Below are 24,302 nucleotides of genomic sequence, written 5' to 3'. Positions count from 1 at the left end.
ATAACCTAGCCTTCAAGGAAACAATAAGAAATGAAAGTAATATCATTCAATATCAATGGAATAAGAGCACGACTGCATCAGTTACAGGCGCTTATTGAAAAACACCAACCCGATGTCATTGGTTTACAAGAGATAAAAGTACATGATGACGCGTTTCCCTTGGCCGATGTCGAAGCCATGGGATACAAAGTTTATCATCATGGTCAAAAAGCACACTACGGGGTTGCTCTACTCTGTAAACGTGAGCCTGTTAGCGTTCAAAAAGGCTTTCCAACCGATGATTTAGAGGCACAACGCCGTATGATCATGGCCACATTTGAAAACGATGCGGGTGAAAAAGTCACCGTGCTAAATGGCTATTTCCCACAAGGTGACAATATTAGCCACGAGATAAAATTCCCCGCTAAAGAGCGCTTTTATGCCGATTTAATGACTTACCTTAACACTCACCACAATAGCGATGAGCAGCTGATTGTTATGGGGGATATTAATATTAGCCCTGAAGATAAAGATATCGGCATTGGCGAGCCAAACCGTAAACGGTGGTTAAAGACAGGCAAATGCTCTTTCCAACCGATTGAGCGAGAATGGCTAGCAACGTTATTAAATTGGGGGCTAGAAGATACGTTCCGCCTACAACACCCCGACGTGATAGATCAATACTCTTGGTTTGACTATCGCTCGAAAGGCTTTCCTGACAACCGGGGGCTGCGCATTGATGTTATTTTAGCGACGCCATCGTTAGCAGCAAAAACCACTGAGGCTGGCATCGACTATGAGTTGCGTGGCATTGAAAAACCATCTGACCATGCGCCTATCTGGACAACATTCCGTTAAACAAAAAAAGCACTGCTTATGATAAAGCAGTGCTTTTTAACCGTTAATGCCTTTATTGCTACTTTTTCAAGCTATTCAATAGAGAGGTGACTTCATCATGACGCGCTCCAGTCAATGAAGGTAGCACGTCTTCTAGCAAAGCGATCGCACCTTGCGGATCGTTCATCTCAATGTAAGCTTTCGCCAAATCAACTTGGCTGTCCACTTCGCTGCCAATATCAACATCACTGCCTTCGATGTCTGCCAGCAAATCAGGGAATTCGTCTAAACCAACATCTAGGTCCATTGGCACTGAATTCAAATCAATTCTTTCTGCATCAGGGTCGTCATGCATCAGCTCATCAATGCTAATATAGTCCGTTGCTGCTGTTTGTGAGTGCGGTGGTAGAGCTTCAGTCGACAAATCATTAATGGAATCAAATTGCTGTAACTCTGCCTCTACGAATCCCGGTTGATGACTCCAATCTTCCGGTTCTAGTTCTGGCTCAGGCGTAGCAGCCGCTTGCCAAATCTCGGTCTCATCTTCATCCATCAACAGCGCATCGTCAGGCAATAGTAGCTCATCATCCGTTAGCATCGCCTTATCTTCTCCATTGGCTTCATCAGCCGCCAATGAATGTTGCTGTGCGTGTAACGTTTCATCAAGCAATACGTGATCGATATCGGGTTGATCGGTATCGGTTAGCAATGCATCCATATCTAAGCCAGCCGTATCTACATGACTTTCATCTAGAATACTGTACGCGATTGGTGCAACCTGTGCTGATGTTTGTGTCTCGACACTTTTCTGCTGTTGTGCTTGATAGTCGGCTTGGCCTTCATCTAACTCTTGCTGCTCTTCTAAAGCGGCGGCAAACGCATCATCCTCATTAAATTCTGGAATATCATCAACATCGATTGTTTCTTTAAATGCAAACGTTAACGGCAAACCTTCTGTTGCAGCGCGTTCAACGTCACCATTCTCCACATCAGCGTCTTGGGCACTACCTTGAGGTTGTGAATCATTTTCACTGTTAGTCTGTGCGTCTTGATCGTGATTAGAATCCAAAGATTCCTCTGAGACTCCAAATTCGGCCTCCACCTCTCGCCGCGCCTCTTCTTCACCAAATTCCGGCAACGCATCAAACGAAATTGGTTGGGAAAGTGACTCCGCCAAAGCAATGTCTAGTGCTTCACGATCCGTATCAGACAAATCAAGTAGTTCATCAGCATCAAGCTCATTTAACGCCTCTTCTACCGTTTGCCCTTCAAAATCAAACTGGGATTTCGCCACAAAGTCCGACTCACTATCAACTGGATGTGATACTGCTTCATCTAGCGGCGTGCTTTGTGCTGACTCGGTATCGAGCGATGTCACTTGATTTGAATCTTGGCCTAGCAATGTCTCTAGTTGCTGAGAATTCGTCCCTAAGGCAGCCTGAGCTTGAGCGTCGAACTCTGCTAACATCTCTTCACTCGCGGCCTGTTCTGCCGCCAGCGCTTCCTGATCGAGTAATGACTCATCCACTTGCGTCGGTTGTTCAGCGTGTTCCGATTCATCAACACTGCAAACTGATAACTCACCTAGTAAGGCATCAATGTCTGCTAACTCCGCTTCAAGCTCTTGCGGCGCTTCGCCATTAAATCGGCTATCCTCGATGTTATTCAGTTCATCAGGTGAATAAAGCTCTTCGAGTTCCGGCGCTTCCTCTGCCCTGTTAACCTCATCCGGCAACAACTCATCTAACAATGCATCACTGTTACTGAGATCGAGTAAGGTCTCTTCTTCGGCGTTCTCTTTATCAGCACTGCCGTCTTCATCAGCCAACAGCTCATCTAATAGTGCATCACTATCGCTAAGATCTGGCAATAACTCTTCTTCGCCACTGTCGCTCTCGTCAGCAAGCAACTCATCTAACAAGGCATCACTATCGCTAAGATCTGGCAATAACTCTTCTTCGCCACTGTCGCTCTCGTCAGCAAGCAACTCATCTAACAAGGCATCACTATCGCTAAGATCTGGCAATAACTCTTCTTCGCCACTGTCGCTCTCGTCAGCAAGCAACTCATCTAGCAATGCATCACTGTTGCTCAGATCGAGTAAAGTCTCTTCTTCGGCGTTCTCTTTATCAGCACTGTCGTCTTCATCAGCCAACAGCTCATCTAATAGTGCATCACTATCGCTAAGATCTGGCAATAACTCTTCTTCGCCACTATCGTCCTCGTCAGCAAGCAACTCATCTAACAAGGCATCACTGTTGCTCAGATCGAGTAAGGTCTCTTCTTCGGCGTCCTCTTTATCAGCACTGTCGTCTTCATCAGCCAACAGCTCATCTAATAGTGCATCGCTATCGTTAAGATCTGGCAAAGACTCTTTATCAGCACTGCCGTCCTCATCTGCCAACAGCTCATCTAATAGTGCATCACTTTCGCTAAGACCTGGCAAAGGCTCTTCTTCGCCACTATCGTCCTCGTCAGCGAGTAGAGTGTCGCTCTCAACTGAGTCTGCATTATCTAAGTTACCTAACAACTCATCTAAAACGGATTGATCGATGAGATTGTCATCACTATCAGATGCTAGATTGAAATCATCAACGACCATCTCGTCCTGATCAACGTTAAACTCTTGCCCCCACAGCGACGTAGACGCCCCATCCGGTGAAGTTTGCTGCTCAGAAGAGAGGAATTGACTATCAAAGTCATCCAGAGCCCGCTCCATATCTTCAAGACCCAGCGCAGGTTCATCAGAATTGACAGAAAATAAATCTCTGTGATTCGATGACATTAACTCGTCATCCTCTTCGTTATCTGCCTCGTTTGGTAGATCACCACCAAACAAGATATCGTCTTCTGTTAACGCCAAATCAGGAATATCGTCAATATCGATATCCTCTTCCTCCGCTGCTTCTCTAGGCTGTTGCAGCGCTTTCACCACATCGTCACTCTCTTCTCGACGACGACTCAAGAAGAAGAAAAGCAATCCTCCTATCAACCCACTAGGAATAAGTATTGCCGCAACAAGTGCCAGTGGGCTTTGAGACATACGATCCAATAAACCGACCGACGCGACCGGCGCACTCTCGATAGCTTGCGCTTGACGTTCTTTTTCAATAAAGCGCAAAATCTCGTCGCGAATAAATTCGTCGTCATTCACCTGATCTTGTAAAGCCGACAACTCAAGCTGCATCTCTGACATACGCACTCTAAGTTGATGATTTGTCTCCAACAACCGAATCATCTGCTGCTCTGTTAACGCCAGTTCATTATTCAGCCCTTCATTTAGCGCCGGGCGCGGCGGGATGCCGCCTTGGTTAGATGGTGACGTTTCGTCTTTCTCACTTGCTTGTGTATCCGCAACTATCGGCTTAGTTGCTGACGATACGGCCTTGTCTTCTGTTGCTAGTGCAACATTCGGGGCGGTGGTAACGGCGGCTACGGGTATATCAGCAGGCGTCGGTAATGGTGTATTTACCACTGCAGTGGGCAGTGTTCCAGTTTGTGTCGGTGTTAAAGACGTAGCGCTTCGCTGATTGGCTGCTGATTGGCGCTTTAATGCACTGAGTCTCGCTTCGTCTCGTTTCAAGCGTAACGCGACATCATCGGAGTTCTCTTGACGAATTTGTTCCAGTGTCGGCATTTTCAAAATACTGCCAGGCTGTAACGTATGAAGATTATTCTCTTCAAAAGCGTGCGTATTGAGGCGGTGTATGGCTGATAGCACCTGATAAACCGACACGTTATCGTCACGACGATACTGGGTGGCTATCGACCATAAGGTCTCGTTATTGCCTGTTGGGCCATACAAATTAGGCGGTATTTGCGATGATGGTAACGCAGGAACCACAGAAGAAGGTGTCGTTGCCACAGCGTCTCTTGGTCCAAGAATACGTACCGTATTCGCTGACACGTTAGAAGCAAAGAAAAAGAAAACGCTTAAGCAAAAAATCAACGTACCTGTTGCGGTATAACGTTTCCATAATGAGAAAAAATAAGACACTGCCGATAGTCCTCTGGGACAAGGTTATTACATGAATGATTACTATATCGGAAAGCGACCATAAAACTGTAGTTTTTGATTAAAAAACTGCGGAACAGAAAAGAAAACAGCGACTTCCATCGCGAAACATGAGCAATATGTCGATGAGTCAGATAGAAGCCCAAAAAATTCGCCTTTTGCAGGGTAATGAGAATCACAAATGTAATACACTATGAAAATGCTTTGGCTCTATTTAGCACTTTCTCGATAGCTAATGTCAGGATAGAAAAAAAAATAAAAGATCCGATGAATACAATGTAAAGCATAATGTCATACAGCTCTTCATTGGTGTTAACGCCTATGTATTGACTGAATACACTGATGTGATGTTCACTAATATAAGGCGGAATAATGGGATAATGGAACCAACAATACGTCCATATCAGTGCAAGTACCGCACTAATGATGAAGTAAACAGAGATTTTCTTCATGTTACAATTACTCTACCATAACTTTCTAGTCCAACACCCGGGATTAACGTCGTTGAGGTGCTCTTTAGCAAACTACGTAATGTTATAAAATCCTTATGGCTTTCTAGCACGATACAGCCCTTGCTGACACCTAGCCGACCTTGGGGGTGTAATCGAAATTGTCCTCGGCTAATTGCTGCGCACATCACTTCATCATCTATGTTAGTGTCAACACCATACAGGGCAAACCATTGATCTTTACCGTTAAAGTAATCTTTGAGACGCCCTAGGCGGCCGCCTGACTGCCTGTCAAATATATAATAAGTGCCTGCAGGTATGGGGCCCAGATTTACAAGGCATTGTGCCACTTTTTTGTTTCGGTAGTCGTCATCACCTGAGAAGGCATTGAATGCGTGACTACCAACCTTAACGACAGACATCGCTTTCCCATTTAATGCAAACTTTAGCTCTAGCATTCTTTTACTCCTGTAAATTAGGCAGTATAAGAAGGTAGAGTGTTTGCTGAACACTGTGAAGATAAACTCTAAACTGTGCGATTGAAGACAAACTCTACAGAAAGTGCTTAACGTGCTTAATCATATTAATGGGTATAGCCTCACAAAGCGGCGACTAAAGGAGCATTGTGAATAATCACTACCGATAGCAGCAGATATTCCGGTATGCCCAGCCCAACGCCGCCAGCGCTTAATCGCATAACAAAAACGCCCCACATGGGTAGCCATGTGGGGCATTATCTTTTTCTATTGCTGAGGATTACAAGTAATCGCGGATCAGCACTTCGGCAATCTGAACACTGTTTGTCGCTGCGCCTTTACGTACGTTGTCTGCTACAACCCACATGTTTAGCCCATACGGGTGGCTAATATCTTCACGTACTCGCGCAACCATGACATGATCTTTGCCCGTCGCATCGCTCACTTGCGTCGGATAATCCTCACCTTGGAACAGTTCGATACTCTCACCGTTCTCTAACAAGGAAAGGGCTTCTTCAATATGTACGGGCTGATGTGTTTCAACATGTACCGCCTCAGCGTGACCATAAAACACCGGAACACGCACACAAGTCGGGTTAACGCGAATGCTATCATCAGCAAAAATCTTCTGCGTTTCCCACACCATTTTCATCTCTTCTTTGGTGTAGCCATTATCAAGAAATTCATCGATGTGCGGCAAACAGTTAAAGGCAATCTGTTTACTGTACGCTTTATTTTCTGCTGGCATGCCATTTAGCAACTTAGCCGTTTGCCCTGCCAGCTCATCAATGCCTGACTTACCTGTACCCGAGACAGATTGGTACGTTGATACGTTGATGCGATCAATACCATAAGCATCGTGGATGGGTTTTAATGCCACGAGCATCTGAATGGTTGAACAGTTCGGGTTGGCGATAATATTGCGGTTACGGAACTCTGCAACAGCCTCAGGGTTAACTTCTGGCACCACTAATGGAATGTCATAGTCATAACGGAACTGCGAGGTGTTATCAATCACTACTACCCCTTCGTCCGCTGCAATCGGTGCCCAGTGAGCCGATGTCGCTGCACCAGCTGAGAAGAAGGCAATATGTACTTGGCTCCAATCAAAGTCATTGACGTCTTGAACACGAATAAACTTATTTCTAAACTTTAATGATTTTCCGGCGCTGCGCTCACTCGCTAACAGGTAAAGATTACGAACTGGAAACTCGCGTGCTTCTAGCACTTCAATCAATGCTTCACCAACTGCTCCGGTTGCACCCAGAATGGCAATATCAAATTCCTGGCTCATCCAAGACACCCTCAATTGTAAAACCTAAATTAGCCAGCGACTCTACCCCAAAACATGGGTCACCCGCTACTGTTATTGCACTGTATTCGCGTCGATCCCAGTAGTTTTTACGCAGTTTGTCAAACACGCTGCCCATTTGGGTACGATCACACCCACCCAGCGCACGGCGAAACTCGCTGTCGTCGCGTCGAACGTCATACACTAACTGCACCAAGCTTTGCAGGTTGGCCTGAGTTAACGGCTGCGCCAGTTGTACTGCAGGGATAAATGCTCTCGGTAGCAACTGGTTAGGATCAGCACGCAAATCATTGCCAATGAACGTAGAGAATGCATTAAAGACCATGGTCGTTCCGCGTGCTTTCCCCTCTAAACCATAGCCTGCAATATGCGGTGTCGCAAAAGCCAAGCGTGGCAAGAGGTCAAGGTCAACAATCGGCTCTTGTTCAAACACATCCAAAATGGCACTTAACATTGGGTCGGCCTCGAGAGCGTGCTTTAAGGCGTGATTATCTACCACTGGCCCACGCGCAGCATTAATGAGAATGGTGCCCGGCTTTAGCGCAGCAAGGCGTTGCTTATTGATCAAATGATGGGTCGCATGCTCACCACTCATCGTTAACGGCGTATGCAGAGACACCACATCACTTTGCGCGATCAACGTATCGATATCGGTATACTCACCGTCGTCACCTTGCTGGGCTAATAGTGGGTCACAAAGGATGGTTTTTATACCTAAGCTGCGTAGACAATGATTAAGGTAACGACCGACATTGCCGACGCCAACGATGCCTACCGTACGTTCAAAAATAGAAAAGCCCTGTTGCTGTGCTAACACTAATAAGGTACTGATTACATACTCAGCCACACCGACCTTATTGCACCCCGCCGCACCATAAAAGGTCACTCCCCTCTCTGCTAACAAAGGCTGATCAACATGATCGGTACCGGCCGTCGCCGTACCGACAAATCGTAGCTTATTGGCCTTAGCTAGGAGCGCCTTATCTACTTTTGTGACCGAACGAATCATCAATGCGTCAATATCAACCAAATCATCAGCCGTTAGTGTTCGGCCGGGCTTGGAAATCACATCGCCCAGCTGCGCAAACAGTGCTGCGGCATAAGGCATGTTTTCATCTATAAGGATTTTCATACAGCTCTCAGAGTAGAAATAAGAGGGAATCAGTGCAACGTGTGCGCCATTATATCAACTGTTTTGGCTGTCAGCATCGTTCGAGGACATAAAGAGTGGCATAAGCCTATGAGGCAGTTAAGTTCTAGAAACGAAAAAACCCGGCCATCATGCCGGGTAAAAATTCCAGGGAAAAAACGTTATCATCCATGATGTGGTTCACCCCGAAGATAACGTGCGTCTGTATTTATAAGCGAAGCAAATCCATACTTACTTCGCTAGACCTGGAAAACCGTTATGTGGGGCTACCACGACCCCACGCTTAACAGGCGATGAGTCGCCGTTACTTAGTGTCAACTAAAATGAAGTATTAACCTTCATATTTTTTAATCAGTAGCGAGGCATTGGTACCACCAAAGCCAAAACTATTGCTCATGACAGTTTTCAGCTCAACGTCACGTCGCTCGGTAACAATATCTAAACCTTCAGCTTGTTCATCAAGGTTGTCGATGTTAATACTTGGCGCAATAAAGTTATGCTCCAGCATTAGCGTCGAATAGATCGCCTCATGAACACCGGCTGCACCCAAGGCGTGCCCTGTCATTGCTTTTGTCGCAGATATCGCTGGGCTCTGATCGCCAAACGTCTCTTTGATAGCACCTAACTCTTTAACATCACCAACGGGTGTTGATGTGCCGTGAGTATTAATATAATCAATTTTATCGTCGACATCTTGCATCGCCATTTTCATACAGCGAACGGCACCTTCTCCTGACGGAGCAACCATGTCATAGCCATCGGACGTTGCACCATAACCCACGACTTCACCGTAAATTTTGGCTCCACGCGCTAACGCATGCTCAAGTTCTTCAATGACCATAATGCCGCCACCACCAGAGATAACGAACCCATCGCGGTCTGCATCGTAAGTTCGAGATGCGGCTTGCGGGTTATCATTGTACTTAGAAGACAACGCACCCATCGCATCAAACATGATCGTTTGCGTCCAGTCGAGTTCCTCACCGCCACCAGCAAAGATCACATCTTGTTTGCCGAGCTGAATCAGTTCTAACGCATGGCCAATACAGTGTGCCGACGTTGCACATGCTGAGCTCATGGTGTAGTTCACACCTTTAATTTTAAACGGCGTCGCCAAACACGCTGATACCGTTGATGACATCGTACGCGGTACCATGTACGGCCCAACGCGTCGAACGCCACGCTCCAACATCGTATCGATCGCAATCTTGGTGTTTACCGCAGACGCGCCGCCTGATCCCGCCACTAAGCCAGTACGGATATTAGACACTTGATCTTCTGTTAGTCCCGAATCTTCAATGGCCTGCTCCATCGACAAATAGGCAAACCCTGCCGCATCGCCCATGAATCGAAATTTCTTGCGATCAATATGATCAGCCGGATTCAGTTTTAGATCACCCCATACATTACTGCGGAGCTTCATTTCCGCAAACTGTTCAGAGAAGTTGATCCCAGACTGACCTGTTTTCAGCGATTCCAGTACCTCTTTCACGTTGTTACCGATACTGGATACGATTCCCATGCCTGTGATGACAGCTCTTTTCATGATAATTCCCTAATTTCAACAACGTTGTGCATAATAGCGAGTTTATAGAAAGGAAGTGGTCAGCTTTCCACCCTTAGAGAGAAAACAATTCACGGCATCAATCGCACTTCTGTGCTGTGCTGCCATAAACGTTCTGCTATTATCCGCACATTTGGTTCTCCCACAGGCATACTCTATGGCGCATTCTGACTCTCAATCGCGAACTCCTTTATCTCGTATTACTCACGCGACCCTCGACTGGAACGATGCTGGTACGCCCGTATCCGACGCATTTGATGATGTTTATTTTTCCAACCAGAATGGATTGGAAGAGACGCGCTATGTCTTTTTAAAGCAAAACCATCTACCGGAGCGTTGGTTGTCATTTGACGAAAAACGTTTTGTTATCGCAGAAACGGGGTTTGGTACTGGGCTGAATTTTCTGGCTGTTTGGCAATGGTTTAAACAGTTTCGCCAAGCCAACCCAGACGCGAAGCTGCAACAGCTGCATTTCATCAGTTTTGAAAAATTTCCTGTCACCCTCGACGACTTAAAACAAGCCCACCAGTCATGGCCAGAGCTTGCAGAGCTGGCCGCCGAGTTACAGGCACACTACCCGCCAGCCATTGCAGATTGTCATCGCCTCGTTCTTGAGGATGGCCTTATCACCTTAGATCTGTGGTTTGGTGATATCCAAGATTGCTTACCTCAGGTATGGACCGGCGAGCACGGCATTGTCGACTGCTGGTTCCTCGACGGCTTTGCGCCCAGCAAAAATGAAGCCATGTGGAGCCAAGACGTGTTTAACGCCATGGTGCGCCTTGCCCGCGTTGGTTGCACCACCGCCACCTTCACCGCTGCAGGGTTTGTGCGCCGTGGCCTGATTGAGGCCGGCTTTGAGATGAAAAAGGTCAAAGGGTTTGGCACCAAACGTGATATGTTGGCAGGCCATGTTCCGACTCGTTGCGCCTCCGCGTCCTACCAGCCTTGGTACGCCACCGAGCCAGAACAGCCTATACCAGCAAATCGAAACATCGCCGTTATTGGTGGTGGGATTGCCGCTGCCACTACCGTCGCTGCACTCGCGCGTCGAGGCGAGAACGTCACACTTTTTTGTCAAGATGAAGCGCTGGCGCAAGGCGCATCAGGTAACCGCCAAGGTGCTGTCTATCCTCTGCTTAACAACCAATTTGATGCCACCTCGCGTTTCTTCTCGACCGGGTTTATCTATGCGCGTCAATTGGCCGACCAAGTTAATCAGACCCAGCCGTTTGCCCATGATTGGTGTGGTGTTACCCAGCTACGCTACAACGATGAGGCAGAAGCAAAACTAACCCGCCTACTTGATGGGCAATTTGACCCACAACTGGTGCAAGGATTCACGCCAGAGGAGGCGAACCGCCAACTTGGATTAGATGTCGATGTCGCCGCTATTCACTACCCGCTCGGCGGTTGGGTTTGTCCTGAGCAAATGACCCAATCTATGCTGTATTACGCCCAACACATGTCTGCTCACGTCCTAATCAAAACCAGCACCCATGTTCAGCAACTCGTGCAAACCGCGCAAGGTTGGCAGCTAACTGTTAATGATGACGTCGAAGAGACCCTGTTTAGCCATGTTGTTATCGCTACGGGGCACAACATTGAGCAATTTGCGCAAACACGCGCCTTGCCCGCGTTTCCAGTACGTGGTCAAGTTAGCCACATACCAAGTAACGCGACCTTAAATCAACTCAACACTGTGCTCTGCTACGATGGCTATCTAACCCCAGCCAACGATGGCATGCACTGTTTAGGTGCCAGTTATGCGCGTAATGATGACTCATTGCACTTTGATGAGCGTCAACAAGAAGAGAACTTGCAGCGTTTGAGCCGCAGTTTACCTCAAGCAACCTGGTTAGACAGTGTTGATATAAAAGCACAACAAGCGCGCGTTGGCATACGCAGCGCCACACGTGACCACCTGCCATTTTGCGGCCCAGTTTGCGATGTTGAAACGCTAAAGACCACCTATGCCGAACTGCATAAACAGGTAGGTCATGCTGATACTGCACCGCGTGTGCCACTCTATTCCGGCTTATATTGCATGCTGGGGTTAGGGTCGCGAGGACTAAGCTCTGCGCCTTTATTGGGCGAAGTTATCGCATCACAAATCTGTGGCGACCCGCTTCCATTACCGCAAACCGTATTAGATGCTCTGCACCCAGGCAGAATGTGGGTAAGGAAGCTACTTAAGGGGAAAGCGATATAGTGGCGGTAAATTAGGTGCAATAAATGCGCAAGTGAACACGTGCTAAGTCGTGTAAAAGGGACAATAAGCAATTTTACTGGATTGAGCTCACGACCGGAAAATTGGATCGCGAGCTCACCCATCAGCGACTGGTAGTAATCTACCCGACAACAAAAAAGAGTCAATTATGATTGAACGTCAAGAAACCAAACAACGTATGAGCCGCATTGTTAAACACAACGGCACTATCTATCTTTGTGGCCAAGTTTGCGCGGATGCCACACAAGACATTACTCACCAAACCCAAACTATGCTGGATAAAGTAGACTCGCTTCTGTTGCAAGCGGGCAGCGATCGCGAGCACATGCTATCTGCGACCATTTACATCAAAGATATGGCAGACTTTGCTGCGATGAACGCGGTTTGGGACGCTTGGGTTCCGGAAGGTCACGCGCCGGCACGTGCATGTGTTCAAGCCAGCATGGCCCGTGAAGCGTTATTGGTTGAGATATCTGTTGTTGCTGCTGAGAAGTAAGCAATAACGTCGCGGTAGCCGCCGATAAGGCGCTACCGCAACGTTAATTTAAATGCGGCGCTAATTTAAAGGTGACATCGTGATTGGGTCGCCTTAGTTGCCTATTACTCTGAGTAGCCGATCACTCTGGGTAGCCATTTGGATTCTGACTTTGCCAGCGCCACGTGTCGACCATCATCTCAACTAATCCACGTGAAGCCGTCCACTTAAGTTCTTGTGCTGCTAAGGCTGGGTCTGCATAACATTCCGCAATATCACCAGGGCGGCGAGGCGCGATAGCATAAGGAACTGGCACATCCGCTGCCGCTTCAAAGGCCTGCACCATCTCTAGCACTGAATAGCCATTCCCCGTCCCTAAGTTATAGGTAAAGACCCCTTTGTCGCTGGCAATGCGCTGCAAGGCCTTTAAATGCCCTTCTGCCAAGTCGACAACATGAATATAGTCGCGCACGCCGGTGCCATCTTGGGTTGGGTAGTCATCACCAAAAACTGACAGCTTTGCTAGCTTGCCAATCGCTACCTGCGAAATATAGGGCAATAAATTGTTCGGTATTCCGTTTGGATCTTCGCCAATTAATCCCGACTCATGCGCGCCAACGGGATTAAAGTAACGCAAAATCACCACCGCAAAGCGCGGGTCTGACGCCACGACATCACGCAAGATCTGCTCGACCATCAATTTAGACGTACCGTAAGGGTTAGTGGTACCACCAACAGGAAAATCTTCCCGAATTGGTACCGATGCTGGATCGCCATACACGGTTGCTGAAGAGCTAAATACCAATTTAAACACCCCGGCACGCTGCATCTCTTCTACCAGTGTTGCAGAACCCGTTACATTGTTCTGATAGTAAGCCAAGGGTTTTGCTACCGATTCCCCGACGGCTTTTAAGCCCGCAAAGTGAATAACCGCATCAATATCATGCTCTGCAAAAATCTGTCGAAGTACGGCACGATCAAGAATGTCCCCTTCGATAAAAGCAGGCTCTCGCCCAGTGATTTGGGTTACTCGCTGCAATGAACACTCAGACGCATTGGACAAGTTGTCCAAAACGACAACATTGGTGTCCTGTTCTAACAGTTGCAAAACTGTGTGTGAGCCAATATACCCGGCCCCACCTGTTACTAAAATCGTCATCACCTAACCTTAAATAACGCGTTGCTTTAAAGGCAACTCAAACTGTACCTACTGAATGTTAGTCTTTTTGTGTAGGCATCTCTAGCTAATTTAACACTCACATCCCTTTAACACTCTCACACCCCAACTCAACACTCAGTCCGGAAAAAGCATGTTGCAGCCGACTAGCTAAACCGCGTTGTGCATGCTCTTCACCGTGTACCAAGCGCACTTTGCCGGGCAATTGCGTCATGTTACCGACAAATTTTACCAAATCATCCGCATCTGCATGTGCTGAATAACCACCCAGTGTATGCACTGCCGCATTAACTGCGATTTGTTCGCCGTCTATCTCGACCTGCTCACAGCCTGACTGCAACTGCGCTCCGAGCGTGCCCCGCGCCTGATAGCCCGCTAGCACCACATCGGTTTCACGAACTGGCAGCAATGCTTTTAAATAATTCATAATACGCCCACCTGTACACATGCCACTGGACGCGATCACAATCACTGGCTCATTGGTAGACAACAAGCGCTGTACCAATGTTAGATGCTGCTCGTGAGAAGCGATACGCGCCAAACTTTCGAATGCCATGGGTTGACGGTGTGCGTCTAGGCGTTCTTTGGCTTCTTTGCTCCATAAGCGCTGATATTGTTGATATTGACTCGTCACTTTATCCGCCAATGGCGAATCGACCACAATCGGTAGCTCATGCCAACGCCCATTTAAGGGGGTTGACGCGATAATATTTTCCAAGTCAAACAGGATCTCTTGCGTTCTACCAACACTAAACGCTGGAATTAAAATCGCCCCGCCATTTTCGAGTGAACGCTCGACCATCTGACGTAGCACCTGCTCGCGCTCCGCCGCTTGATCGTGCGTTTTATCGCCATAGGTTGACTCTAACACTAATAAGTCTGCGCAAGGTATCACTGCCGGATCGGGCAGCAGCGATGAGTTGTAGCGACCAACATCGCCACTAAACACAACCCGCTGCCCACTGCCCAGCTCAACTTCAATAATGCTCGAGCCAAGAATATGCCCGGCTGGTTGAAAGCGAAACTTAACCGGCGGGCCAATAACCTGCGCCAGCTGCACCCAACAGCCATAAGGAATGGGGCGAATTCGCGCTCGCACCACATCCAAAAAGCGCGCTCGTTGGTGGCGATTTAGCCCTAATTGAATCTTTAAACCATCATCAAGCATAATAGGAATAAGTTGCGCCGTCGCTTCGCTCGCATAAATTGGCCCATAGTAGCCAGCGGCCAACAGCCAAGGAATGCGTCCTATATGATCGATATGCGCATGTGTAATAAGAAGGGCTTGTAACGATTTAACATCAAAGTCGACATCTAGCGAATGAGGGCGCTCTTCCCCTTGATAGATACCGCAATCAACCAAAATCCGGCACTGCCCGTCAACCAGCTCGTGGCACGATCCTGTCACCCCGTCTGATGCACCATGATGAATAACGTTCATCCATAATTTCCGCTATAAATATTCAAACAACGTTAATTATTGACCGCTAATGAACATTATATGAGTAGTTTATTCAGCAGCTCGGCGCAGTTCACACAATTATGTTCAAAAAATTGACGCCTAGCCCAAAAGTGTCAAAAAGTAGTGCCTTTAAAGAAAACAACAATCAACCTTGCGCAACAGTATATACTGCGTAGCTATATCAAACGCGCAAGAAAATGAATACCTGTCTAGTCATAATCCGCGGACTATATAAAACACACATTGACTTGTGCGTCATTTCTTTGACGACAAAGTCGCCCATTACTTAAATAAACATTGCTCATTTAATTACAAAAAGAATAATAACACCCCGATCCAAATTACCGCATAAATATATAAACCTAGACAAGATCATTACCAACGCGCTGCCTAATAACCGAGTTAACACATAATAAACCTCACAGGCATAGTGCAACACCGTAATTAATGAGAATATAAAGAAAGATGACTAACCTCTTGTTTCTGACAAACTTAGCTGTTCTTTATCCATATAGTGGACAATACTTAACATAGCAACAAGTTAGTTAAGTCGCACGGTAAGGAGATGTTATGAACAGACACAAAGTGCAATGCGCAATGTATATTGACACTCTGTTAGACGCTATATTCCTGCGTGGTATAAAGTTTGCGCTATATCTTGATAAACTAGAAACCTACGATAAAACCGCAAAACAAGAGCGTAGGCAGGGTCGGTTCGCCAATTAGTCACGCAGTTTCAGCTAGAAACTGCTTACTTATCTGTACCTAAAATATACCTATAACCAAGAATTAATCCGTTCCAAATAGATCGCGAGTAAATACTTTATCAGAGACATCGTTCAATTCATCCACCATGCGATTAGAAACAATCACATCAGCTTGTGCCTTAAACTCATTAAAGTCAGTAACGACGCGTGAATTAAAGAACAACGCATCTTTAATGACAGGCTCATAAACGATAACCTCGACTCCTTTCGCTTTTATCCTCTTCATGACCCCTTGAATACTCGATGAACGAAAGTTATCTGAATTGGCCTTCATTACCAAACGATAAATGCCCACAACCTTAGGCTGCCTTTTCAATATGGAATAGGCAATAAAGTCCTTACGTGTTTTATTTGCTTCGACAATGGCATTGATTAAGTTGTTTGGCACATAATCATAGTTGGCTAGCAACTGCTTTGTGTCCTTAGGTAGACAATAGCCACCATAACCAAAAGACGGATTATTATAATGACAACCAATACGCGGATCTAAGCCAACGCCTTCTATGATTTGACGTGAACATAAGCCATGTGTCGCAGCGTACGTATCTAATTCGTTGAAATAGGCAACACGCATGGCCAAATAGGTATTGGAAAAAAGCTTCACCGCTTCAGCTTCAGTTGAATGAGTATAGAGAATCGGCACCTCTTTTTTACACGCACCTTCAAGCAATAGCTGCGCAAAGCGCTCTGCCCTTTCGCTTTTCTCGCCCACAATAATACGCGATGGATAGAGGTTATCGTATAACGCTTTACCTTCACGCAAGAACTCAGGTGAAAAGAGAATATTGTCGCAGCACAATCCCGTACTGATTCTCTCGGTAAAGCCGACTGGAACCGTAGATTTAATCACCATTAACGCTTTAGGGTTAACCGCGATGACCTCTTTTATCACCGATTCTACAGAATCAGTATTGAAGAAATTTGTGACAGGATCATAATCAGTAGGTGTTGCAATAATCACCAACTCCGCGGCCTCATACGCCGCCTTCGCATCCAATGTTGCTGTTAGTGTCAATGCACCGCGCTGCAAGTACTCCTCAATATCGGCATCAATAATCGGTGAGACGCGATCATTAATTTGTCGTACCTTTTCTTCCACGACATCGACGGCAATCACGTCATGATGCTGGGCCAGCAAAATGGCATTTGAAAGCCCAACATACCCTGTTCCTGCAACAGCTATTTTCATCTCACAATCCCTATATCAACGAGCCTATAGCAAGCGTAGCAGGGATAAATGAAAAAAATGTCTCAACCGCGATGTAATTATCGTTTAATACGATCTCCAGATCCTTTGCCAACCACGGTTTGCAAGATATAACGAAAATAAGCACTTAGGCTTAACTCATCTAACATCTTCTTTTCTAAGCTCACGAGTACCTTTGGCGTCGACATGTCCACTTTCTCAACCTGCCCTAGTCCTGTAATACCCGGTAGTACATCGAAAATACCATTCTCTTGGCGCAAATTGACTAGCTCATTCTGATTAAACAAGCATGGGCGCGGTCCAACTAAGCTCATTTCACCTTTCAGGACATTGATGAGTTGGGGTAACTCATCGAGCTTACTCTTTCGTAAAAAGGCCCCAAAGCGGGTGACTGACTGATGATCGGCAAGATGCGTAGCAACCGATTGTGTCTCAAGTGCCATGGTTCGAAACTTCACCAAAATAAACGGTTGTTGATGTTTGCCTACGCGTTGTTGCAAAAACAGTGGTGAACCCGTATCGAAAAGGCCAATGAGATAAACCAACAACAATATCGGCGCTAAAAGTACCAAACCTAGCAACGCAAGGACAATATCAATAATTCTATACAACACACTAAACTTCTTTATTCCAGAGTAAATGAGCCCTGCTAATTAGCAGGGAAATGCGACAATAAATGTTACCATGAATAGCCAGCCTAGATCATGCTAGTCCTAGACAGTTGTCGCGTGGATCCCTTCTTCAAACTTATAAGGTGGGACCCAGCCTAAATCACTCTTTGCTTTCGAAATATCAACAACAAGCGAACCGCATATCCGCATAGCGATTGAGCGTTTACCTAATAACGAACAAAGCCACCGGATCCCCCTCTCTGGTATGGGTAGCAGAAAAGCGTGCTTACGATAGGATTTCGCCAAACATTGGCATAGCTCGGCCGTCGAAACATCGTGGTCGTCTGAAATTAGAAAAGTCTGATTGGCAGCTCGAGGATGATTAATGCAACACCAAATAAAATCAACCAAATTACCAATGTACACAAGGCTACGTAAATTATTGACCATACCAAACGGCAATGGAATGCCTCGTTTAACCGAAGTACATAGCTTTTTGAAGTTTGCTTTAACACCTGGGCCATAAACAAGTGGTGGGCGAATAATTGTCACATCAATCCGGTGATGTCGTGCAAACTCAAGTAGTGTCAACTCAGCTTGATACTTACTTAACCCATAAGGATCTGTCGGCGGTACCGTTACCGATTCAGTAAAACGATCACCTAATTCAGTATATTCACCATTCACTTTAATACTACTTAGAAACACAAACCGCTTAACACCCGCAGCTTCAGCTTGCCTTAACAAACAGAGTGTCGCATCAGTATTAATTTTCTGATAATCAGCCAGACTGAGCCCATGCGTCATGTTATGTACCAACGCCGCACAGTGAACAACAATATCAGTACCTTGCAGTGACTGTGTTACATCAAATGGTTGGGAAAAATCCAAAGACAAAAATGCTTTAGTGTCCGGTAACACACTCCTAGCCGTGCCCAGAACGAAGACATCTTGCTTGGCAGCCAAAAAACGCATTAACGCAGATCCAACAAACCCGCTAGCTCCAGTAACGACTACATTCAACTATTTTATCCTCATCTAACATCGGCACACGTCACGACTTGCTTAAATCGTAAACACTTAACAGCCACTTGTGATTACAACTAACCCTAAATCGCGTACACTAACCGCGATGTATCAAACAGAATTCTAACATGAAAGCACTAATCAAACCGTTTTTTCAATCCAAGCGAAAGACCAAAAGAGTAGTAACAATTGTCTACGATATAATTGCTATTCTCACATCACTTTACATCGCAATGAGTTTACGTCTCAGTGATTGGGTTATAGATATTGGTGTACGCGAAACCGCCAGCTTCTTAGTCACCTTGTCTGTCTCGCTATTTACTTTTGTAAAGCTAGGCATGTACCGTGCGGTACTGCGTTACATGACCTTACCAGCAATGGGTAACATTCTTTTTGCTGTTATGCTTTCTGCTTTGGGTCTCGCTTTGTCGGGCTTTTTCTTTCAGACTTTTATTCCCCGCAGTGTCCCTATCATTTACTCAAGCATCGCTATGCTACTTCTTGGTGGACCAAGGATTCTAATACGAACCCTCTACTACCATTATCACCGCCGTAAAAAACCCAATGTCTTCATTTATGGTGCGGGCGCAACGGGGCGAGAATTAGCTTACTCATTGATCAATGGGAAAGAGTATCATCCCGTAGTTATCCTCGATGACGATATTACAAAAGCAAAACAGATTATTAATGGCTTACGCGTTCACCATAGTAGCGAGTTCGAAGCACTTTCCGCCCTATACAACCCAGTTAAAGTACTAATTGCTATTAACAATATAAAAGGTAAACAACGTTTAGAGCTCGTCAATCGATTGTCAGAACTCCCGATTGAAATCCAATCAGTGCCCTCCGTAGAAGATATTGCCGCAGGTAAAGCTTCTATCACAGAAATAAAAGACTTAGATGTGGCCGACCTATTAGGAAGAAGCCCAGTAGAGCCAGACCATAGTCTAATGGAACAAAACATCGCTGATAAAACGGTGCTTGTTACTGGCGCAGGAGGCTCTATTGGTTCAGAGTTATGTCGTCAAATCATCCGCCTAGCGCCAAAAAGACTGGTTCTATTTGAGCTAAATGAATATAACCTTTACAAAATTGACCAAGAAGTTCGCCAGTACATCACGAAAAATAAGTTCAACATCACGTTAGTCAGTTCGCTGGGAAGTGTGCAAAATCAATCTCGTCTCGAGCATTTAATGTGTGCACATAAAGTCAATACGGTTTTCCATGCAGCGGCATACAAGCACGTACCAATTGTCGAAGACAATATCATTGAAGGCATTCGCAATAATGTTTTTGGTACACTCAATACCGCTAGAGCAGCTATAAACTGTAACGTTGAACATTTCACACTGGTATCAACAGACAAAGCCGTTCGACCAACCAATATAATGGGTGCATCAAAAAGAATGGCTGAGTTAGTACTACAGGCACTAGCAGACAAAAGCCACGAGACAATTTTTACCATGGTTCGGTTTGGTAACGTACTGGGGTCATCAGGCTCAGTGGTGCCACTTTTCAAAAAACAGATAAAAGAAGGCGGACCAGTTACTGTCACTCATCCAGATATCACACGTTACTTCATGCTCATCCCTGAGGCCGCGCAGCTAGTTATTCAAGCGAGTGCTATTGCCAGCAACGGTCAAGTTTTCGTGCTGGATATGGGAGAACCCGTAAAAATCATCGAATTAGCGAAACGAATGATTCACCTGTTGGGCTTTGAAGATAATGAGTCAACACAAAATAACGGTAATAAAAATGTTATTAACATTGAATACACGGGACTACGCCCTGGTGAAAAGCTGTACGAAGAATTGCTCATTGGAGAAAACGTCGAAGGCACTTGCCACTCTAAAATAATGACAGCATTAGAGAAAAAACTAACATGGCAAGAAATGGAGCAAATCATGCGGGAACTTGATCAACATTGCCGCGAACATGATTACGAGGCGATAAAGCAGCTACTTTTAGACACGCCAACAGGCTATGCGCCGACAGTATAGTTAACCTGAGCAGAGGGGAGCAAAATATTAGCGCCCCTCTCTCATCTAGAGTAATCTCGAGATCAAATTAGTTTTCAAAAATTCCTATTGTATGCTCAACTCCGAAGCGATTACTTTATCTTTTGATAAACATATCGCGCCAATTTCTGTAGCTTATATTTTCGAATGAGTTCTCTTAGTTTACTCTCAATACTGTTTCTTGATTTATTTGCATATGCTCGATCAAACAATAGTCCTGACACAACCAAGTCCATATAATGAATTTCTATTTCAGAAAGATTAAGCAGCTTATTTTTTCCTTTCAAAGATGATGCTTCATCTATGAGATTTTTCCACTCAAAAATAAATTTATTGAGTGAAAAATCTTTTACAATTTCAACGGCATTATTTGAATACTCTAGGCGTTTCGACTCATTACCCATTAGTTCATCGAGTGCCTTCGAAAATTTATCGCAATCTTTAAGGTGGGAGTCCACAAGAAGACCATTATACTTATTACGAACAAGCTGGTTCACACCCTCACAATTAGAATATGCAACAACTGGAACACCGACAGACATAGCTTCACCGACAACTAAACCGAAACCCTCAAAAGCAGAAGGAAATGCAAAGATATCTGCGGAAGCAAGAACTTCTTCAACATTATCAATAGCATCATTTACGTAAACTTGTGAAACTAAGTCAAGATCTTTTACGAGCGATTCAACCTTATTTTTTCCGCCAAACCAATCACCTCCATATAGATGCAGTTCCCAATTAGGGTACTTCTTTGCAACCAAAGAGAATGCTCGAACCAGCACATCCTGTTGTTTTTGTTCTAAGTGATAACGAGCAACATTTACAATAATATTTTTTTCTTTATCTCTAACATCTGACTTGTAGCTAGATTCCAATATAGGGTTAGAAATAGCACGAACCTTTTCTTCTAAAGGATATGCATGGGCAAAACTTTGAAATATCACATGATTCAAGTCTGCTGAGTTTCGAATAGCGTTCAAAAAATCAACATTATTATACAATGATCTCGCAATCTCTTTGTCTGAATTATGTTCAGATATAATTACTGGATATGGCGTTCCAATACATGCCCGGGATACTTTATATAAAGAGCGATTTGAACCCATTGCGATAACTACATCAGGGTCTATAGACTCAATAAGTGTACGTAACTTAGTTAGATTCTTCGGCGTGAATGGTTTAAAAGATTGAAAGAAAACGCGAGTATCTTTTGGTAATACATACTGATTAACAGGGTCGGGAACATCCTCAGTAATAATACTAAAACTATAATCACTAGGAAAGTTTTCGGTCATATATTGAACGAGCTTCTCTATCCCACCTTTCTGCCAATACTGGCTATATATTATTACTTTCATTTGCACAATACTCCATGGATTCTAAAACACGTATAGCACTTTTACCGTCAGCACCAAATTTACTGAATTTTTTCTTAACATAACGATACTGTTCATCAATAGTATATTCATCTTTCAATACACTACCAATTCTATCAAAAAGTTCATCAAAACTTTGAATAGAGAAACTATGCGGAATAAACTCAGTTGCTGTATAATTAAATCCACGATTGGATTTATAACGATCAATATCTGGAGTGTACAGTAAAACAGGCTTATCTTGCATCATAAAATCAAGATACAAACTTGAGTAATCTGTAATTAAAGCATTAACCTCTCGCATAACTATATTAACATCTGGATAATCATTCAAATAAATAACATTATCCGAAATAAACATGTTACCAGCATCATCGCGCATCATATTTGAGTGAGCCCGAATCCCTAACACTGCATTATGCGCTCGAAATAATTCATCTAACTGGACAAGTTGTTGATAATTGATAAAAGTTGACATTTCGTGTTTAAAACGCCACGTAGGTGCATATAAGAATAATCTCTTGCCATTTAAACGCGAGCGTAAAGACAATGTGTCTTTTTTGTAATCTTCCGGTAAAGACTCTTCCTTGATCACCAAAAAATCATGACGAGGTAAGCCCGTTAACTTAACCATTTGGGGCGAGTCCGGAAAGAAACTACGCTCCATTACAACTTTATCATCATCTGAGTTAGCAATCGTAAAATTATAACGTTGACATTCTAATGACCAATGATTTTCCAGCCCTGGAGAAACAGCTAAACCAACTTTCTTTATTGGTATACCATGCCAAAGTTGTATTATTTTACGGGACTTAATGTTGCTCAATTTACGATATCCAAATATAGCATGCAAGCTATACCCCGTGTATATTTTACCTGCACGCATCATAGCGAGCATTCCCTTTAAGGAATGCAGTGGATAAAATACGACATTATTAACCAAGTCAGGTTCGACAGCTTTATTACTATTTAAAATAACAACTTTTTTTATTGCATTATCATGTTTAACCGATTCAAATATAGCTCTAGGATTATCCACTGTATGACTAGGATGTCGAGCCCATGTTGTAAACAACCATTCATTATCATTTTTTGAAACTACACGATCAATAAATGGCATTGAACGTTCCATTGAACCAAGAATTATCTTCCTAAACATTAAAATTAGAAATGACTTATGTTTATTTTTAGATTTGAACTTCATCTTTTTTCTGAAAAAGTCAAATTCCTGATTATATTCCCTTTGTTTACTTTCAGGAATTTGAGAATAAAGGTCATTAACAAACTCTTCGAAAATTTCCTGAATTTTATTTACGTCTGTTGAAGAATACAAGTCCTTGGTGCTAACTAGTGTATTTAGAAAATTAACAGTATTCGCTTTAGAGCAACGCGGAGAATTTGAGCCCCACTTATTCAGCAAAGATATAAACTCAGTTGTAACAAAAGGTTTAATAGACTCTATTATGGAATTAAAGAAATATGGTAGCCGTTCGATGTCTCTTCGAACATTACCCGTCTGAACAGAAAATCTTTTATTATAGTGATAATGCGTCGAGCTGATACAAACAATTTTATTACATTGTTTAGCTATATATGTCATTATCTCTGCATCTTCCAAGAAGATTGCTTTGAACCTAACCTGATCAAACAGATTTATTTTATACAATTTATTCCAAACTTGAGGAGTTAAATATGGGAGACCGTCATTTAAATCTATACGGTATGAGCAATGCTCACCTGAAATGATTCCATCAGGAGATCCAGTAATGTAGTTACGGTCATTAAATATGTACCGAACTGCACATTGTGATATGTCCGCATCATTCTCTAATGATGCATAAAGCAATCGTTCAATAAAATTAGGCTCAAAATAGTCATCTGCATCTAAAAATGAAATGTAAGTTCCTGTAGCAAAAGAAATTCCATTATTTCTAGTTTCTCCTTGGCCACAGTTTCTATCATTTTTAAAAACTTTTACTCTGCTGTCAATAGTCGCTAGTTCTTGCAACTTTAAATATGTAGCATCAGTACTACAGTCATCAATACAGATAACTTCGACGTTTTTATACGTCTGAGTGGTCACGGACCTTATGGTCCATTCAATTGTATGCTCTGCATTATAGCAGGGAATAATTATACTAACTAATGAATTTGCATTCCCCATAAAATCA

General features: G+C 44.3%; 18 protein-coding genes. 5 read left to right on the top strand and 13 right to left on the bottom strand.

Features of this window, described 5'->3' with window-relative positions; translation table 11 throughout:
* Positions 1–30: 30 nt before the first annotated feature.
* Positions 31–837 carry an exodeoxyribonuclease III gene (xthA, locus tag ACKLNH_RS09380; protein WP_413111997.1) on the top strand — a complete coding sequence of 269 codons (807 nt, stop codon included), beginning with the start codon at positions 31–33 and terminating at the stop codon, positions 835–837.
* Positions 838–895: 58 nt separating this feature from the next.
* Here the strand turns inward: xthA and ACKLNH_RS09375 are convergent, their stop codons facing one another.
* The 6 genes from ACKLNH_RS09375 to fabB all read right to left on the bottom strand — a co-directional run bounded on the left by ACKLNH_RS09375 (position 896) and on the right by fabB (position 9,764).
* On the bottom strand, positions 896–4,813 hold the full coding sequence (locus ACKLNH_RS09375) for a FimV/HubP family polar landmark protein (protein ID WP_413111996.1): 3,918 nt from the start codon (positions 4,811–4,813) through the stop codon (positions 896–898).
* Between the two features lie 209 nt (positions 4,814–5,022).
* Complete coding sequence (locus tag ACKLNH_RS09370; RefSeq protein WP_413111995.1) at positions 5,023–5,283, bottom strand: hypothetical protein; 261 nt, start codon at positions 5,281–5,283, stop codon at positions 5,023–5,025.
* On the bottom strand, positions 5,280–5,738 hold the full coding sequence (locus tag ACKLNH_RS09365) for a DUF2778 domain-containing protein (RefSeq protein ID WP_413111994.1): 459 nt from the start codon (positions 5,736–5,738) through the stop codon (positions 5,280–5,282). The genes ACKLNH_RS09370 and ACKLNH_RS09365 overlap by 4 nt, the downstream gene beginning before the upstream one ends.
* A 298-nt stretch (positions 5,739–6,036) precedes the next feature.
* Positions 6,037–7,050 carry an aspartate-semialdehyde dehydrogenase gene (locus tag ACKLNH_RS09360; protein WP_413111993.1) on the bottom strand — a complete coding sequence of 338 codons (1,014 nt, stop codon included), beginning with the start codon at positions 7,048–7,050 and terminating at the stop codon, positions 6,037–6,039.
* Positions 7,034–8,200 carry a 4-phosphoerythronate dehydrogenase gene (locus ACKLNH_RS09355; RefSeq protein ID WP_413111992.1) on the bottom strand — a complete coding sequence of 389 codons (1,167 nt, stop codon included), beginning with the start codon at positions 8,198–8,200 and terminating at the stop codon, positions 7,034–7,036. Before ACKLNH_RS09355 ends, ACKLNH_RS09360 begins: the two co-directional genes overlap by 17 nt.
* Positions 8,201–8,549: 349 nt before the next feature.
* Positions 8,550–9,764: a beta-ketoacyl-ACP synthase I gene (gene fabB / locus ACKLNH_RS09350; RefSeq protein ID WP_413111991.1), complete on the bottom strand. Its 1,215-nt coding sequence runs from the start codon at positions 9,762–9,764 to the stop codon at positions 8,550–8,552.
* Between the two features lie 175 nt (positions 9,765–9,939).
* Between fabB and mnmC the strand changes: the two genes are divergently transcribed.
* Both mnmC and ACKLNH_RS09340 read left to right on the top strand, forming a co-directional pair.
* A complete protein-coding gene (mnmC, locus tag ACKLNH_RS09345; RefSeq protein ID WP_413111990.1) occupies positions 9,940–11,994 on the top strand; it encodes a bifunctional tRNA (5-methylaminomethyl-2-thiouridine)(34)-methyltransferase MnmC2/FAD-dependent 5-carboxymethylaminomethyl-2-thiouridine(34) oxidoreductase MnmC1 in 2,055 nt (684 codons plus the stop codon).
* Between the two features lie 166 nt (positions 11,995–12,160).
* On the top strand, positions 12,161–12,508 hold the full coding sequence (locus tag ACKLNH_RS09340; RefSeq protein WP_413111989.1) for a RidA family protein: 348 nt from the start codon (positions 12,161–12,163) through the stop codon (positions 12,506–12,508).
* Positions 12,509–12,629: 121 nt separating this feature from the next.
* Here ACKLNH_RS09340 and galE read toward each other — a convergent pair whose 3' ends face one another.
* Both galE and ACKLNH_RS09330 read right to left on the bottom strand, forming a co-directional pair.
* On the bottom strand, positions 12,630–13,646 hold the full coding sequence (gene galE, locus ACKLNH_RS09335; RefSeq protein ID WP_413111988.1) for a UDP-glucose 4-epimerase GalE: 1,017 nt from the start codon (positions 13,644–13,646) through the stop codon (positions 12,630–12,632).
* A 97-nt stretch (positions 13,647–13,743) separates the two neighbouring features.
* Positions 13,744–15,105: an MBL fold metallo-hydrolase gene (locus tag ACKLNH_RS09330; RefSeq protein WP_413111987.1), complete on the bottom strand. Its 1,362-nt coding sequence runs from the start codon at positions 15,103–15,105 to the stop codon at positions 13,744–13,746.
* A 591-nt stretch (positions 15,106–15,696) separates the two neighbouring features.
* Between ACKLNH_RS09330 and ACKLNH_RS09325 the strand changes: the two genes are divergently transcribed.
* Entirely contained in the window at positions 15,697–15,852 is a 156-nt protein-coding gene (locus ACKLNH_RS09325) for a hypothetical protein (protein WP_413111986.1), read from the top strand.
* Between the two features lie 63 nt (positions 15,853–15,915).
* Here ACKLNH_RS09325 and ACKLNH_RS09320 read toward each other — a convergent pair whose 3' ends face one another.
* The 3 genes from ACKLNH_RS09320 to ACKLNH_RS09310 form a co-directional block, all read right to left on the bottom strand.
* The gene (locus tag ACKLNH_RS09320) at positions 15,916–17,082 is read right to left on the bottom strand and encodes a nucleotide sugar dehydrogenase (RefSeq protein ID WP_413111985.1); all 1,167 of its coding nucleotides are present in this window, start codon (positions 17,080–17,082) and stop codon (positions 15,916–15,918) included.
* Positions 17,083–17,159: 77 nt separating this feature from the next.
* Positions 17,160–17,714 (bottom strand): sugar transferase, encoded by a 555-nt coding sequence (locus ACKLNH_RS09315; protein WP_413111984.1) that lies wholly within the window; start codon positions 17,712–17,714, stop codon positions 17,160–17,162.
* 99 nt (positions 17,715–17,813) lie between these two features.
* On the bottom strand, positions 17,814–18,734 hold the full coding sequence (locus ACKLNH_RS09310) for an NAD-dependent epimerase/dehydratase family protein (protein WP_413111983.1): 921 nt from the start codon (positions 18,732–18,734) through the stop codon (positions 17,814–17,816).
* Positions 18,735–18,865: 131 nt separating this feature from the next.
* Between ACKLNH_RS09310 and ACKLNH_RS09305 the strand changes: the two genes are divergently transcribed.
* Positions 18,866–20,737 carry a polysaccharide biosynthesis protein gene (locus tag ACKLNH_RS09305; protein ID WP_413111982.1) on the top strand — a complete coding sequence of 624 codons (1,872 nt, stop codon included), beginning with the start codon at positions 18,866–18,868 and terminating at the stop codon, positions 20,735–20,737.
* 110 nt (positions 20,738–20,847) lie between these two features.
* On the opposite strand, the gene ACKLNH_RS09300 is transcribed toward ACKLNH_RS09305, so the two are convergent.
* Together ACKLNH_RS09300 and ACKLNH_RS09295 are read right to left on the bottom strand one after the other, a co-directional pair.
* On the bottom strand, positions 20,848–22,113 hold the full coding sequence (locus ACKLNH_RS09300; protein ID WP_413111981.1) for a glycosyltransferase: 1,266 nt from the start codon (positions 22,111–22,113) through the stop codon (positions 20,848–20,850).
* The gene (locus tag ACKLNH_RS09295; RefSeq protein WP_413111980.1) at positions 22,094–24,295 is read right to left on the bottom strand and encodes a bifunctional glycosyltransferase/CDP-glycerol:glycerophosphate glycerophosphotransferase; all 2,202 of its coding nucleotides are present in this window, start codon (positions 24,293–24,295) and stop codon (positions 22,094–22,096) included. The genes ACKLNH_RS09300 and ACKLNH_RS09295 overlap by 20 nt, the downstream gene beginning before the upstream one ends.
* Positions 24,296–24,302: the final 7 nt, after the last annotated feature.

The sequence above is a fragment of the Thaumasiovibrio clandestinus genome, from assembly GCF_047250365.1.
Classification (GTDB): Bacteria; Pseudomonadota; Gammaproteobacteria; order Enterobacterales; family Vibrionaceae; genus Thaumasiovibrio.
This window is presented reverse-complemented; position numbering and strand designations above follow the sequence as displayed.

Excerpts from the sequence above, each read along its gene's own strand:
- xthA (WP_413111997.1), top strand. The coding sequence starts at position 31 with ATGAAAGTAATATCATTCAATATCAATGGAATAAGAGCACGACTGCAT.
- fabB (WP_413111991.1), bottom strand. The coding sequence starts at position 9,764 with ATGAAAAGAGCTGTCATCACAGGCATGGGAATCGTATCCAGTATCGGT.
- ACKLNH_RS09355 (WP_413111992.1), bottom strand. The coding sequence starts at position 8,200 with ATGAAAATCCTTATAGATGAAAACATGCCTTATGCCGCAGCACTGTTT.
- ACKLNH_RS09365 (WP_413111994.1), bottom strand. The coding sequence starts at position 5,738 with ATGCTAGAGCTAAAGTTTGCATTAAATGGGAAAGCGATGTCTGTCGTT.
- ACKLNH_RS09325 (WP_413111986.1), top strand. The coding sequence starts at position 15,697 with ATGAACAGACACAAAGTGCAATGCGCAATGTATATTGACACTCTGTTA.
- mnmC (WP_413111990.1), top strand. The coding sequence starts at position 9,940 with ATGGCGCATTCTGACTCTCAATCGCGAACTCCTTTATCTCGTATTACT.
- galE (WP_413111988.1), bottom strand. The coding sequence starts at position 13,646 with ATGACGATTTTAGTAACAGGTGGGGCCGGGTATATTGGCTCACACACA.
- ACKLNH_RS09340 (WP_413111989.1), top strand. The coding sequence starts at position 12,161 with ATGATTGAACGTCAAGAAACCAAACAACGTATGAGCCGCATTGTTAAA.
- ACKLNH_RS09305 (WP_413111982.1), top strand. The coding sequence starts at position 18,866 with ATGAAAGCACTAATCAAACCGTTTTTTCAATCCAAGCGAAAGACCAAA.
- ACKLNH_RS09300 (WP_413111981.1), bottom strand. The coding sequence starts at position 22,113 with ATGAAAGTAATAATATATAGCCAGTATTGGCAGAAAGGTGGGATAGAG.
- ACKLNH_RS09370 (WP_413111995.1), bottom strand. The coding sequence starts at position 5,283 with ATGAAGAAAATCTCTGTTTACTTCATCATTAGTGCGGTACTTGCACTG.
- ACKLNH_RS09360 (WP_413111993.1), bottom strand. The coding sequence starts at position 7,050 with ATGAGCCAGGAATTTGATATTGCCATTCTGGGTGCAACCGGAGCAGTT.
- ACKLNH_RS09295 (WP_413111980.1), bottom strand. The coding sequence starts at position 24,295 with ATGGGGAATGCAAATTCATTAGTTAGTATAATTATTCCCTGCTATAAT.
- ACKLNH_RS09320 (WP_413111985.1), bottom strand. The coding sequence starts at position 17,082 with ATGAAAATAGCTGTTGCAGGAACAGGGTATGTTGGGCTTTCAAATGCC.
- ACKLNH_RS09330 (WP_413111987.1), bottom strand. The coding sequence starts at position 15,105 with ATGAACGTTATTCATCATGGTGCATCAGACGGGGTGACAGGATCGTGC.